This is a genomic window from Pseudomonas putida S13.1.2, from assembly GCF_000498395.2.
Lineage (GTDB): Bacteria > Pseudomonadota > Gammaproteobacteria > Pseudomonadales > Pseudomonadaceae > Aquipseudomonas > Aquipseudomonas putida_Q.
The window spans coordinates 2,366,388-2,379,129 of the sequence record NZ_CP010979.1; the positions used below are offsets into that span (position 1 = coordinate 2,366,388).

Annotated in this window: 13 protein-coding genes; 8 read left to right on the forward strand and 5 right to left on the reverse strand. The window is 63.5% G+C overall.

The annotated features are described in order from the left end of the window. Positions 1-17 precede the first annotated feature (17 nt). Both N805_RS10735 and N805_RS10740 read left to right on the forward strand, forming a co-directional pair. Positions 18-788: a MetQ/NlpA family ABC transporter substrate-binding protein gene (locus N805_RS10735; protein ID WP_019472130.1), complete on the forward strand. Its 771-nt coding sequence runs from the start codon at positions 18-20 to the stop codon at positions 786-788. Between the two features lie 41 nt (positions 789-829). After that, a complete protein-coding gene (locus N805_RS10740) occupies positions 830-1,843 on the forward strand; it encodes a methionine ABC transporter ATP-binding protein (RefSeq protein ID WP_019472131.1) in 1,014 nt (337 codons plus the stop codon). Positions 1,844-1,856: 13 nt separating this feature from the next. Here N805_RS10740 and N805_RS10745 read toward each other — a convergent pair whose 3' ends face one another. Then, entirely contained in the window at positions 1,857-2,321 is a 465-nt protein-coding gene (locus tag N805_RS10745; protein WP_080956794.1) for an Lrp/AsnC family transcriptional regulator, read from the reverse strand. A 479-nt stretch (positions 2,322-2,800) separates the two neighbouring features. Here N805_RS10745 and N805_RS10755 point away from each other — a divergent pair, with 479 nt between their 5' ends. Both N805_RS10755 and N805_RS10760 read left to right on the forward strand, forming a co-directional pair. Further along, positions 2,801-3,067: an AzlD family protein gene (locus N805_RS10755; RefSeq protein WP_046811367.1), complete on the forward strand. Its 267-nt coding sequence runs from the start codon at positions 2,801-2,803 to the stop codon at positions 3,065-3,067. A gap of 153 nt (positions 3,068-3,220) precedes the next feature. Then, positions 3,221-4,096 carry a universal stress protein gene (locus N805_RS10760; protein ID WP_019472133.1) on the forward strand — a complete coding sequence of 292 codons (876 nt, stop codon included), beginning with the start codon at positions 3,221-3,223 and terminating at the stop codon, positions 4,094-4,096. Between the two features lie 22 nt (positions 4,097-4,118). Here N805_RS10760 and N805_RS10765 read toward each other — a convergent pair whose 3' ends face one another. Further along, the gene (locus N805_RS10765; RefSeq protein WP_019472134.1) at positions 4,119-5,006 is read right to left on the reverse strand and encodes a LysR family transcriptional regulator; all 888 of its coding nucleotides are present in this window, start codon (positions 5,004-5,006) and stop codon (positions 4,119-4,121) included. A gap of 122 nt (positions 5,007-5,128) precedes the next feature. Between N805_RS10765 and N805_RS10770 the strand changes: the two genes are divergently transcribed. Both N805_RS10770 and N805_RS10775 read left to right on the forward strand, forming a co-directional pair. Continuing rightward, a complete protein-coding gene (locus tag N805_RS10770) occupies positions 5,129-5,572 on the forward strand; it encodes a GFA family protein (protein WP_019472135.1) in 444 nt (147 codons plus the stop codon). Positions 5,573-5,626: 54 nt separating this feature from the next. Then, on the forward strand, positions 5,627-6,337 hold the full coding sequence (locus tag N805_RS10775) for a TetR/AcrR family transcriptional regulator (RefSeq protein WP_019472136.1): 711 nt from the start codon (positions 5,627-5,629) through the stop codon (positions 6,335-6,337). 12 nt (positions 6,338-6,349) lie between these two features. Here N805_RS10775 and N805_RS10780 read toward each other — a convergent pair whose 3' ends face one another. Next, the gene (locus N805_RS10780; RefSeq protein WP_019472137.1) at positions 6,350-6,913 is read right to left on the reverse strand and encodes an adenylate kinase; all 564 of its coding nucleotides are present in this window, start codon (positions 6,911-6,913) and stop codon (positions 6,350-6,352) included. A gap of 243 nt (positions 6,914-7,156) precedes the next feature. On the opposite strand from N805_RS10780, the gene N805_RS10785 reads away from it, so the two are divergent. Further along, positions 7,157-8,383 (forward strand): MFS transporter, encoded by a 1,227-nt coding sequence (locus N805_RS10785; RefSeq protein WP_026034539.1) that lies wholly within the window; start codon positions 7,157-7,159, stop codon positions 8,381-8,383. Between the two features lie 202 nt (positions 8,384-8,585). Here the strand turns inward: N805_RS10785 and N805_RS10790 are convergent, their stop codons facing one another. Continuing rightward, the gene (locus tag N805_RS10790; protein WP_019472139.1) at positions 8,586-10,211 is read right to left on the reverse strand and encodes a methyl-accepting chemotaxis protein; all 1,626 of its coding nucleotides are present in this window, start codon (positions 10,209-10,211) and stop codon (positions 8,586-8,588) included. A gap of 155 nt (positions 10,212-10,366) precedes the next feature. Next, the gene (locus N805_RS10795; protein WP_019472140.1) at positions 10,367-11,257 is read right to left on the reverse strand and encodes an alpha/beta fold hydrolase; all 891 of its coding nucleotides are present in this window, start codon (positions 11,255-11,257) and stop codon (positions 10,367-10,369) included. Positions 11,258-11,483: 226 nt separating this feature from the next. On the opposite strand from N805_RS10795, the gene N805_RS10800 reads away from it, so the two are divergent. After that, a complete protein-coding gene (locus N805_RS10800; protein WP_019472141.1) occupies positions 11,484-12,725 on the forward strand; it encodes a DUF1835 domain-containing protein in 1,242 nt (413 codons plus the stop codon). The last annotated feature ends 17 nt before the right edge of the window (positions 12,726-12,742 follow it).

The following is a 12,742-nucleotide window of genomic DNA, read 5'->3' on the forward strand; positions in this document are numbered from 1 at the left end:
CTTCTCAGGTACCGACCATGAAAAAGACCCTCACTGCCCTCGCCGCTTTGCTCGCCTTCAGTGCCCAGGCCGCCGAACACCTGGTGGTCGGCGCTACGCCGGTACCGCATGCGGAAATCCTCGAATTCGTCAAACCGGCCCTGGCCAAACAAGGGGTCGACCTGGACATCAAGGTGTTCAACGACTTCATCCAGCCCAACCTGCAACTGGCGCAGAAGAACCTGGACGCCAACTACTACCAGTACCGGCCATTTCTGAACGACTTCAACAAAACCCGGCACACCGACCTGGTACCCGTGGTGGGCGTGCACATCGAACCGTTCGGCGCCTACTCGGCCAAGTACACGAACCTGGCAGAGCTGCCCGATGGCGCCAGCGTCGCCATCCCCAACGACCCGGTCAACACTGGCCGTGCCCTGGTGCTGCTGGCCGAGGCGGGGCTGCTCAAGCTGAAGGACCCGGCCAACCCGCAGTCCACCCAGCGCGACATCACCGACAACCCCCGCCACCTGAAAATCCGCGAACTGGAGGGCGCCATGCTGGCGCGCTCGGTGAAACAGGTCGACCTCGCCTTCGTCTTCGCCAACTACGCCCTGGAGGCCGGCATCGATACCAACAGCGCGCTGATCGTGGAAAAAGGCAAGGACCTGTACGTGGAATACCTGGTCGCCCGCCCCGACAACCTGCAGGACCCAGGTATCCAGAAGCTGGCCAAGGCGCTCAATTCGCCTGAAGTGCGCAACTTCATCCTGACCCGTTACAAAGGCCAGATCGCCCCTGGCTTCTGACCCCTGACGCCCTCTGGTGACAGAGGGCATGGAACCCGAACATGAGCCGTTACCAGCAGCAAATCCAGCCAACCGATGCGCAGCTGTGCCTGCGCAGCATCCACAAACACTACGGCGCGGTCAGTGCGCTGGACAATATCGACCTGCAGGTACGCCATGGCGAGGTGTTCGGCATTATCGGCCGCAGCGGTGCGGGCAAATCCTCGCTGCTGCGCCTGCTCAATCGCCTGGAAGCCCCCAGCGCCGGCCAGGTACTGATCGACGGCCAGGACATCGCCGGGCTGCACGGCAAGCCCTTGCACACGCTGCGGCGCAAGGTGGCGATGATCTTCCAGCACTTCAACCTGCTGGCCAACAGCACCGTGGCCGAGAACATCGAGTTGCCGATGCGCATGGCCGGGGTGGCGCAGGCACAGCGCAGCGCCCGGGTCGAGGAACTGTTGCGCCTGGTCGGCCTGGCCGGCCGCGGCGGCGCTTACCCCGCACAACTGTCCGGTGGCCAGAAGCAGCGCGTGGGCATTGCCCGGGCACTGGTGCTGGAGCCACAGATTCTGTTGTGCGACGAAGCCACGTCGGCGCTGGACCCGGAAAGCACCCAGGCGATCCTCGACCTGCTGCGCAGCATCAACCAGCGGCTGGGCCTGACCATCGTCCTGATCACCCACGAAATGCAGGTAATCCGCGATCTGTGCGACCGTGTAGCCGTGCTGGAACAAGGCCGCATCGTCGAAACCGGCGCGGTGTGGGAAGTGTTCGGCAACCCCCGGCACGCCGTCAGCCGCATTCTGCTCAGCGAGGCCGCGCCGGCCGCACAGGCCAGTACTGCCGGCAAGCGCTACCTGGACTTGCACTACACCGGCGGCAAAGGGCTGAAGCCCGACCTGGCGGCCATCGGTGCCGCACTGGGCGATGGGGTGAGCCTGTTCTCGGGCTCGATCGCGCCGATCCAGGGGCGGTTTCTTGGGCAACTGCGCCTGGCCATCGCCAGTGCGACGCCGGATGACGAGCTGTTGCGCCAGGCCAGGCTGCTGGCAGACCGCGCCGAGTGGGCCTGAGTGAAACGCGCGACTACACCGGCAGCTCGGTGGTCAGCTTGATCTTTTCCATCGGCACTTCGGTCTTCACGTTCTGCACCACGCTCAGGCTGGTCAGGTGCTTGATCTGGAAGCGTCGATAGGCTTCCAGGTCTGCCGCCACCACCCGCAACAGCAAGTCGCAATCGCCCGCCATCACATGGCACTCCACCACTTCAGGCAACTGCCGCACGGCCTCGACAAACTCGTCGGTGGTGTCCTGGTCCTGGCGCTTGAGCCACACCCGCACAAACAGGGTGAGGCCCAACGCTACCTTGGCCGGGTCAACCAGTGCCACGTAGCGCTCGATCACCCCAGCCTCCTCCAGCAAGCGCACCCGACGCAGGCATGGCGAAGCAGATAACCCCACCTGCTTGGCCAGCTCCTGGTTCTGCAACCTGCCGTCGCGCTGCAGCGCGCGCAGGATGCGCCGATCGATGGCATCGAGCTTGATTGGCATTGATAAACCTCTTTTTCGATATTGTCGGCAGCAGATGCCAAATGGTCTGCGCACCAGTGCAACTACGCAAGCCAATTCCAGCGCTAGATTGGAATAATTTACCTCCACTGGAGGTGACCATGAATACCCATGAACCTGTACTGAACGATCCCCCCGCCACCCTGCCGCAAAGCGAACCGCGCCGCGGCGCCGTTGCCGCATTGCCGGCGCTGCTGGGGTTCATCCCTTTTGCCCTTGTCCTCGGCGCGCAGGTCGGGCCGCTGCTCGGCGACCTGCGCAGCTATGGCTTTGACATCGCCTGCGCCGCAGTCTTCCTGGTGCTGCTCAAGGGTATGTGGAGGGGCGTACACGCCGCCGTGGCCTGGCTGTTCAGCCTGATCACTGCCGCACTGTTCTACTTGCTGATTCCCGGTGGCTGGTACGTACTCGCGGGTACCGTGGCCGGCCTGGTGACCGCTTACCTGTGGGCCAAGCCATGCATGGCCGTGGACACCAACCTGACCCGTGCGCTGGGCTTTTTACTGCTGCGCAACGGCACCCTGGGACCGCAGCTGACCCAGGTACTGAACGCCGCGCCCGGCTGCGTGCTGATTGCCGTGATCGCACCCAAGTTCGTTTCCGGGCACCCGGCCGACCTGATTGCGCTGGGGCTTACGGTGTACGCAGCTACGCGGTTTTCCCTCTTGCCGGTGGTGGTGTTTGCCATCGTGATGACGGGGGTGCTGCGCCTGTTGTTGCCGGCATGATCCGCTGCGGCACCTACACTCCATTGACCCAAATCAAGCCCTCGCGCCGGGTTCGCGCGACGATGGCCGCAAGCAAGGAATGACTCAAGCACCGCCAGGCGCACAGTGCACAACCCTCGAACACTGTGCGCGGCCTTGGACAAGGAGCCCCACATGAACCCGCTGAAACACATACTGGTAGCCACCGACCTGTCCCCCCATGCCCGCAACGCAGCGGAGCGCGCTGCCTACCTGAGCAACGCGCAGCAGGCCTCACTGGACCTGCTCTACGTTGCCAACCCGGCGCCCTTCGAACGCCTCAAGCAGTTGGTGGCGCCTGATGACGACCTGCTGAAGCGCGTGCTGGCTAGCGCCGGCGAGAAAACCCGCGCACTGGCAGCCCTGCTGTTCCAGCGCTATGACATTTCCGCGGGCGTGCAGGTTGCCAGCGGCTCGGTGATCACGGAAATCAACCGGGTGGTGCAGGACAAACGCAGCGACCTGCTGGTGTGCGGCGCCAAGGGCCAGAGCGTGGCGCGGCGCCTGCTGCTGGGTTCGACCGTGCAGAAAATGCTCAACCACATGCCTTGCCCTTTGCTGGTGGTCAAGCCGGCCCCTCGTGACGCCTATCGCACCGTGCTGGTGCCAGTCGACTTCTCACCCGTTTCGCTGCGCGCCATCAAACTGGCCAAGGCCATTGCCCCACAGGCCGAAATCATTCTGCTGCATGTGTACGAAGCCCCGTTCGAAGGCAGCGTGCGCTTTGCCCATATCGACCACGACACGCTCACCCATTACCGCAATGTCATCCGCAAGGATGCAGCGGCGCAACTCGCTGCGTTGAGTGAGGCTGCCGGTATGGCCGATGCACGGCAGATCCTGGTGCACGGTGACCCTGGCTGGCGCATTGCCGAACAGGAACAGGAGCGGGAGTGCGACCTGATCGTGGTCGGCAAGCAGGGTGCCAGCGCGCTGGAGGAGCTGTTGGTTGGCAGCGTCACCAAGCATGTACTGAACGAATCGCAGTGTGATGTGCTGGTGGCCCCATAGGCTGCAGGAGGGCTGACCACCGCTACTCCAGGTACTGCTGCAGTGCCCGCGTCAGCCCGTCGAATACCTGCACAACCCGCCTTACCCGGCGCAAATCATGGTGCATGGCAACCCAGATATCGACGCGGAAAGCCACTTCAGCCGGCAGCACCTGCACCAGCCCGTGCTGCCTGGCCAACTGGTTGGCACATACGCCAATACCGAGCCCCGCCCTGAGCGCTGCAAACTGGGCCAGATGGCAGTCGGTGCGGACAACGCTGCTCGCCAGGCTGCAGGCAAGGCCCTGCTGCCCCAGGAACGCAAGCTCTGTCAGGTTGCGGTCTGGCCCAATCAGCGGGTAGCGGCCCAGGTCATCGAGACTGCGCGGGGTGCCTTTGTGCGCAAGCAACGCTTCGGTTGCGTACAGCCCCACGCGCAGGTCCCCCACATGCCGCGTAACGACCGTCGCCTCGGTGGGCCGACGAATGCGCACTGCTACATCGGCCTCCTGCAACGCCAGGTCTTCCATGCGATTTGAAACGCTAAGCTCCAACGCCAACCCGGGGCTCGCTTCGCGCAGCGCTCGCAGCATTGGCGGCAGCACCTCGACACCCAGCAGCTGGCTGGCAGTGACCCGTACGGTGCCGCCGGCCTCACTGGCCTGGGCGGAAGCCGCGCGGGCGAAGGCTTCGGCGGCCAGCGCCATGGACTCGGCATGGGCGACCAGATCCCTGGCCGTGTCGGTCGGCATCAACCCTGCTGGCGAGCGGACAAACAGGCTGGTACCGACGCTGTGCTCCAACGCGTCGATCCGGCGCCGCGCCGTAGCCTGGGCGATCCCCAGCGCACGGGCGGCGGCAGAAAGGCTGCCAGTTCGAAGGACGGCGAGGAAAACCCGCTGGGTCTCCCACTGTAGTTGCGGGGCGTTCATACATTTCCTATGAGCAGGTAGGCAGCTTTGATCAGTTTCAATGAAGCAGGATCTACCGCATCCTTTACCGAACCTGCTCCATCAATCAAGCGCCCCAGGCGTGAACAAGGAAGAAAACAACCATGCAACTTGCCGGTGAGTGCCGCTGCGGCGCTGTTACCTACCACTCCACAACCACGCTGCAGGCGGCGGTGTATGCCTGCCATTGCCAGCATTGCCAGGCATGGAGCGGCAGCAGCTTTGCCCTGCACGCCCTGCTACCAGAAGACGCGTTCACGCTGAACGGCCCCATGGTCGAATATCAGTACGAGCAGATGGGGCAGCAATCGCGGCACTACCTGTGCGCGACCTGCCACACCCGCATCTACAACACCACCTCGGCCGCACCCGGGCTGTGGGTACTCAGGGCTGGCACACTGCATGAACGCGCTGCGTTGCAGCCTGTTGCGCATATCTGGGTCAGGCACAAGCAACCTTGGCTGGCTTTGCCTGCCGGTATACCGGCCTGGGAAGAAAGCCCTACTGCGGAAGCATTCGCGGCTGCCTTAGGCGGGCATCGCACGTAAATTCGCTATATAGTTTTATATACAGCGAACTTTGAAAGACTAGATAATGCCGTGATGTACGCCCAACTCGATGTGTCGACCACTGCCAACCCTCAAGCTGACGCCACGCACGGCGCACTGCATCACGCCTTGGGCAACCCCGGTATCCGGCGCAAGAATCACAAACTGATCCTGAAGGCTGCCAGCGAAGCGTTTGCCGTCACCGGCTTTACCGCTACCCATTCGCACGATATTGCCGCGCGCGCCGGGTTGCCCAAGGCCAATATCTATTACTACTTCCAGACAAAAGAGAATTTGTACGTCCAGGTGCTGATGAGCTTCATCGAGCCGCTGGTGAGGGCTTCGGCAGCATTGCGAAAAAGCGACGACCCGATAGTGGGCCTGCGGGCCTATATCAAGGCCCGCACTCGCATCATTCGGGAGCACCCTTCCAGCGCCGCCGCGTTCAGCCAGGAGTTGCTCTCAGGCGGCAAACGCCTACCTGAGGTTTGCAAGAACATGCTTCAGGAGGAAGCCAGGCGCAACGTCGCCTGCCTGCGCAACTGGATCGATGATGGCCGATTGGCGCCCTGTGACCCCGAGCACCTGATGATTTTCATATGGTCGGCAACGCGCACCTACACCAATCTGGCCTGGCAAATGTCTCAGCTCAGAGGCGTGGCCCGGCCTGACAAGTCGGACTTTGATCGCGCCACCCGCACGGTCACCCAGATGGTGCTGGACGGTGTCGTGCCGGACCAGAAAGCGGGCATGACACCGTCATGAAGGTTGCTTCACCTAGGCAGGATCACCAGACTTGCGGACCGGCAGCTGTGTCAGCGCCGATGTGACTTGCGCAACCAACGCTGCAGAACTGCTTGCCCCGTCCACCTTCAACACCGGGGCTTTCTGCGCTGCCAGCCAGCGCTCATGCCACGCCCGGTTGCGACCTGTAAAGTTCGGGTCGTCATACTGAGCAGCCCACTCCCTGAACCCCACGTGTATCTCGTGCATGTCACCACCCGGGGCGATGCGCCCGCCAAAGCGCGCCCTTTCACGTGCAGCCAGCCGCTCAAGACGCACGGGCGTTGGTGTTACCACAAACACCGTCAGGTCGACATGGGCCAGCAAGGCATCACCCCATACCATGCAAGAGCCGGTCAGCACCCAGTCGTTCTCGCCGAGCGCTTGCTGGATCAAAGGCACACGCTCATCGGCCGGCCGTTTGGTTGAGAACGGCGGATTGGTAGGCATCCAGTAGAAGTCATCGACGTCGGCGTGGCGCAGATCGAGTTGCGTGGCGAGGTGCTGCCCCAGCGTGGTCACCCCTGCACACGATGCACCGGTAATGTAGATGCGCAATTGTTCCTCCTTGAATACCAGCGGTTTTCGGGGCCGGAAGATACTCGATAAGTGCCTGGTCGGCTTGGAACTTCGATCGCAATGCGTTACCTGCCGCTCTATGCCAGGCGTTTCATCGATTGCACTGATGATTACTATCAAGCGGCCTGCCTGTCGGTCTGGCAAGGGCATCCCTATAATCGCCTGCAAATCCCTCCGCTCCTGCGCCTGCTACAGGCGACATCCCTCATGGAACCGACCCCCATGCCAAGCAACCGCCAGGCCCCTCGCGGCCTTCCCGAACATAATCAACAAAGTGTCACGCAGCAATGGCTGGCAATCCTCTCGGTCGCCGTGGGTGCCTTCGCACTGGTCACCAGCGAGTTCCTCCCGGTGGGGGTACTCAACGATGTGGCCAGTGACCTTGGCATCAGTGCAGGCCTTGCCGGCCTGATGGTAACGCTGCCCGGTATCATGGCCGCGCTAGCCGCCCCATTGATTTCCGTGGGGGTCGGCGCGCTGGACCGGCGCTACCTGCTGATCGGCCTGACGCTGATCATGATCATCGCCAACACCATCGTGGCCTACGCCGTCGACTTCAACCTGCTGTTGGTCGGCCGCGTGCTGTTGGGTGTCAGTATCGGTGGCTTCTGGGCGACCGCCATCGCCCTCAGCGGCCGCCTGGCCCCAGACGGCATGGGCGTGGCCAAGGCCAACTCGATCATCATGGCTGGCGTAACCCTGGCGACCGTAGTGGGCGTGCCCGTGGGCACCTGGCTCAGCGGCCTGATGGGCTGGCGCATGACTTTCTTGGTCACCGCACTGGTGGGCATACCCGTGCTGCTGGCGCAGGTATTGCTGCTGCCGCGGCTGCTGCCGGAAAAGGCCATTCGCATCAGCGACCTGCCAGCCTTGTTCATCAACCCTCAAGCGCGGGTGGGGCTGATTGCCGTGCTGCTGATCGGCCTGGCGCACTTTGCCGCGTACACCTATGTTGCCCCGTTCTTCAAACAGAATGCCGGCTTTGACGGGCCTACGATTGGCTCGCTGTTGCTGCTGTATGGCGTAGCCGGGTTCATGGGTAACATTTTTGCGGGCTACGCTGCCAACCGCAGCGTGCGGCATACCCTGATGCTGGTCGCGCTCATGATTGCTGTCAGCACCGCCCTGTTCCCGCACTTCGCCACCGGCATGACCGGCGCCGCGATGCTGATCGCGTTGTGGGGCTTCGCCTTCGGTGCGTTCCCGGCCTGCGCCAATATCTGGATGTTTGTGGTGGCGCCCAAGGATGTTGAACGTGGCATGCCGCTGTTCGTGGCCATGTTCCAGGTGATCATTGCACTGGGCTCGTTCTTCGGCGGGCAGGTGGTCGACCATATGGGCACCGCGGTGCTGTTGAGCCTGGCTACTGCGTTGGTGGGCTGCGGCTTTGTCACCGTGCTGGTGCTGGGGCGCAACGTCAGCAATAACCTTGCTGCTCAGCCGGGCTGAGCAGCTGCCCAAAGCGACTGCGAAAAGCTTGAGCTGTCGGCACCGAGGCGCCGCTTCGCGGGCCCCTCTCACAAATACAGCGCCGGCTTCGGGCCGGCGCTGTATTTGTGGCAGAAACTGTCTTGCACAAAACTTGAAAGCTGGCGCAATCACTGCGGGAGCGGGCTTGCCCCAAGTACAAACCGCAGACATCGTTTACATTTCAAACCCTGAACCGCCCCACCAATGCCGTCATCTCCCCCACCAGCCCCGACAGCGCCTTGCTCGCCTCGCTGGTCTGCTGCGCTCCCGTCGCCGAGTTGATCGACAGCTCGCGAATGTTCAGCAGGTTGCGGTCCACTTCCCGCGCCACCTGAGCTTGCTCTTCGGCCGCACTGGCGATGACCAGGTTGCGCTCGTTGATTTCGCCAATCGCACTGTAGATACCTTCCAGCACCTGCCCCGAGGCCAGGGTCACGTCCAGTGTCGACTGTGCTCGGTTGGTGCTGGCCTGCATCGAAGCCACCGCCGCTTCGGTGCCCGCCTGCACGCGGCCGATCATCTGTTCGATTTCCTGGGTCGATTGTTGCGTGCGATAGGCCAGCGTGCGCACCTCATCCGCCACCACCGCAAAGCCCCGCCCGGCCTCACCGGCACGGGCCGCCTCGATGGCAGCATTGAGCGCCAGCAGGTTGGTTTGCTCGGACACCGAGCGGATCACTTCCAGTACCTTGCCGATATCCCGTACCTGCCCCACCAGTTGCTCCAGGTGCGCACTGCTGGTCTGGATCTCGCGGGTCATGGCCTCGGTGCCATCGATGTTGTCGCTGACTTGCTGGCGGCTTTGTGCGGCCAGCTGGTTGGACTCGCTGGTGGTCTGCGAAGTGGTGATGGCGTTGCGCGCAACCTCCTCCACGGCCGTAGTCATTTCGGTCACAGCGGTAGCTGCCTGTTCCAGCTCTTGCCCCTGCTGACGCAGGTTGCTGGCGCTTTCCTCGGTGACCGCGTTCAACGCAGTGGCGGCTGCGTCCAGCTGCCGGGCACAGTGGTTGATCTGCCCCAGGGTGTCGCGCTGGCTCTGCTGCATGCGCTGCAGCTCATGGAACAGCTGGCCGATCTCGTTGTTGCCCTGCCCTTGCACCGGCACGCTCAGGTCGCCACCGGCAATGCGCTGGAAATGCCGACTGGCTTCACGCAGCGGGTGCAGCACACGCTGGGCAATGAAGGCCCAGCACAGTGCAGCCAGCAGCAAGGTCACCGCCAGCAGCCCCAGGCTCAGCAATTGCGCACGCGCCAGACGCCGGTCGGACTCCAGCATGATCTGCTGGCCACGTTCGTTCAGTGCGCCAACCAGCTGCTGGCGTAGCGCTTGCAGCCGGCCCATGGCATTGCCGGCATCGCTGTTGACCTTGAAGTACTGCTCGAGCGAGCGCTGGCGGGTCGCCTCACGCTGCCCGGCCACCGCCCTGGCGTATTCGGCAAAGGTAGCCTGCAGCTCGGTTGCCAACGTGCGCAGGGCTGGCTCGCGGACGTTTTCGACAAATTCATCGACCAGCTTCTGGCTCTTGTCGTTCAGCTCGACCGACAGCGCCATGCGCTTGCCTGCACTCTCCTCATGGCCCCCCAACTGCTCGATGAAGCCCGAGGACACATTGGCGCTGGAACGAATTGCCATCAACAACGCATTGTTCAACCGGTCGGACTGGTGTGCGGTCTGGTCCAGCTCGGTGATCTGCTGGTCGCTGCCCACTGCTGCCCACCAGGCACTGACAGTGGAAAACAGCAGGGTCAGGCTGAAAAGCGACAGCACCCAGAACATTCCGGTACGTATTTTCAGGTTGGCAAGCATGCGGGCAGTACTCCTTGTTGGCACCACTTCTGGTCGAGATTCGACGGTGGGTGTGCTGCTATCGGAGGTGCCGGCGCAGGCTTGAGGCGCAGGGAGTCGGTTATGGGCGGTAACCGAACAGATGTTGCCAGGCGCAGGCTGCGCCACGGCCAAGCTCAGCGATCGAGGAAGCCGACTACCGCCTGCGCGAAGGCCTGCGGTTGGTCCAGCATGACGAAGTGGAAGCTGCCATCGATACGTTTGAAGCTGATGTTTCGCGCCCCTGCGTAGGCGTTTGCGAAGGTTGCATCGACGCTGGCAGCGGGTATGCCATACAAGGGGTCATAGGCATAGACGACCTGCACCGGCGACTGGATGCTGCCAAGCTCCGGGCGCAGGTCGGTGGTCATCAGTTCATAGGTGGCATCGGCTACCGCCCTGCGGTCCGAGCGCAGCGCGGCTTCGACCAGTGCCGGCCTGGCCGCAGTGGTCTTGGCCAGCCGGTCGATGGCTGTGCGCTGCACGGCTTCGGCCTGCGCTGCCGGGGCCAGCAGCATCCCATCACGGAATGCCGCAGCCTGCGGTGCAGCCGTTTCGGCAGTTGCCGTGGGGTCGATCAATAACGTGTAAAACGGCAGCGCATCGACAACCATCAGCCGCCCTACCTGCTCGGGGTGGCGTGCGCCAAGCATCAGTGCCACCTCACCGCCCAGCGAATGGCCAATGACGGCCGGCGCCTCAAGGCGCTGGCTGCGGATATAGCCTGCAACCGCCTCGGCCACCGGCGCGGCAACGCGCCCGTCCACAGCGGGCACGGCAGGCGAACCGGCAAAGCCTGCAACCTGCACCAGATGCAGACGATGCTGCTGGCGCAGTGTGCTGGCCAGCCCCGCCCACACCTCACGGGATGAAGCCAGCCCGGGGATCAGGATGACGTCTGGCCCGGTACCCTCGACCGTTACCGAAATACGTTCGCCAGCCACAGGTACTGGCTGGCTTGGCGCGGCCAATACCGAGCCCAGTGACAAGCTGGTGCCGATTGCTGCAAGCAGGGTGCGTATGCGCATGATCGCCATTCCTTTGACTTCGACGGAGAAAAGCCCGCCACTATAAGGGGCATGGCAGCCCATGGGAAAACTATCGTTTGCAACCCGCTGCGCTGCGCCGTTAAAGTCGGGGCCTGGGCGCCGGCTGCGCCTGCGGTCCGCGCGAAGGGGTTGCCCGAGCCACGCGTCACTCCATTTCCATACCAGCTCCCGGCTTGTCGGCGGACCGAGCCCCTAAGGAGTTGGCATGCCCGCCATAAATGCTTCACGCCACCACGGCTTGCTCGACCTGCCCGCCCTGCGCAAGCGCGCCAAGCGCTTGCTGACCCAACTGAAAAACCACCAAACCGACGACGCCCGCGAGCAATTGCGCGCGCTTGGCCTGCCCGGCCCCGACTACCGGCTTGCCGATACCCAATGGCTGGTGGCCCGCGAGGCCGGCTTTGCCAGCTGGCCCAGGCTCAAGGCCCATGCCGATGCCGTGGCGTTCGCAGCACGCCACCCCGGTTTTTCTGCCGATGACGAGGCTAACGTGCAGCACTGGCGCTGCGGCAACGACATCGCCCACAGCTTGCGCACCGCCGGGTTTGCCGGCGCTTTCCAGATGTTCGACGACCCCATGGTCATGGGGCCTGTACCGGCGCTGCCCGATGAGCAGTACTGGCAGGTTCGCAGCGCATACGTGCAGCAGGCGTTCAAGCTGAGCACCCAGGACGTTGAACAGCGTCAGGCAGCCCAGCGTAGTGCATTGGCCGGGCTTAACCGCGACAGCGAAATTGTGCTGTGGTGCGAGGCTGACGCTTACGACCAGCTGTTCCTGATTCGGGTACTCGCCAGCCTGCCGGGCCTGCCGCGCCGGCTTGAGCTGATCGAAATTGACCAGGTGCCCGGTATCGAGCGTTTCATCGGCATCGGCCAACTGGCGCCCGACCTGCTGGCCTGGTTGTGGCCGCAACGTCGTGCGCTGGGTGAGGATGCACTCGCCCTCGCCCGCGAGGCATGGGCGGCCTACACCGCACCCAATCCAAAGGCCTGGGCAAGCCTCGCCGGCCACCCGCACCCGGCCTTGCCGTTGCTGGGCGGGGCGTTGGCGCGCCAGCTACAGGAGCTGCCGGGGGCCCATGATGGCTTGAGCCTGACCGAACGCTTGCTGCTGCGCGTGCTGGCTTCACGCGGCGAGCTACCGGCCGGCCGCGTGTTTGGCCAGTTGATGATGCTGGATGACCCACTGCCTTACCTCGGTGACCAGATGTTCCATGTGCTGCTGCAGCCGTTGATCCACGCGCCACAGCCGCTGCTGCTGGAAGGCCCGGGAGATACTTGGGCGCAGCGACCGCTTAGGCTGACGCCGCTTGCCGAGCAGGTGCTTGCAGGCAAGGCGCACTGGCTTGATCACAACCCTGCGCAGCGTTGGGTTGGCGGGGTGCTGGTGGATGCGGCTGACAGGCCTTGGGTAGTGACCGAACAAGGCGAGGTGTGGCGACGTTGATGATTCCTCAGGGTTAG

Bases quoted from the DNA above. Each gene is read 5' to 3' on its own strand.
- N805_RS10785 (WP_026034539.1), top strand. From the start codon at position 7,157: ATGCCAAGCAACCGCCAGGCCCCTCGCGGCCTTCCCGAACATAATCAA.
- N805_RS10775 (WP_019472136.1), top strand. From the start codon at position 5,627: ATGTACGCCCAACTCGATGTGTCGACCACTGCCAACCCTCAAGCTGAC.
- N805_RS10735 (WP_019472130.1), top strand. From the start codon at position 18: ATGAAAAAGACCCTCACTGCCCTCGCCGCTTTGCTCGCCTTCAGTGCC.
- N805_RS10790 (WP_019472139.1), bottom strand. From the start codon at position 10,211: ATGCTTGCCAACCTGAAAATACGTACCGGAATGTTCTGGGTGCTGTCG.
- N805_RS10795 (WP_019472140.1), bottom strand. From the start codon at position 11,257: ATGCGCATACGCACCCTGCTTGCAGCAATCGGCACCAGCTTGTCACTG.
- N805_RS10765 (WP_019472134.1), bottom strand. From the start codon at position 5,006: ATGAACGCCCCGCAACTACAGTGGGAGACCCAGCGGGTTTTCCTCGCC.
- N805_RS10760 (WP_019472133.1), top strand. From the start codon at position 3,221: ATGAACCCGCTGAAACACATACTGGTAGCCACCGACCTGTCCCCCCAT.
- N805_RS10755 (WP_046811367.1), top strand. From the start codon at position 2,801: ATGGCCGTGGACACCAACCTGACCCGTGCGCTGGGCTTTTTACTGCTG.
- N805_RS10800 (WP_019472141.1), top strand. From the start codon at position 11,484: ATGCCCGCCATAAATGCTTCACGCCACCACGGCTTGCTCGACCTGCCC.
- N805_RS10740 (WP_019472131.1), top strand. From the start codon at position 830: ATGAGCCGTTACCAGCAGCAAATCCAGCCAACCGATGCGCAGCTGTGC.
- N805_RS10770 (WP_019472135.1), top strand. From the start codon at position 5,129: ATGCAACTTGCCGGTGAGTGCCGCTGCGGCGCTGTTACCTACCACTCC.
- N805_RS10745 (WP_080956794.1), bottom strand. From the start codon at position 2,321: ATGCCAATCAAGCTCGATGCCATCGATCGGCGCATCCTGCGCGCGCTG.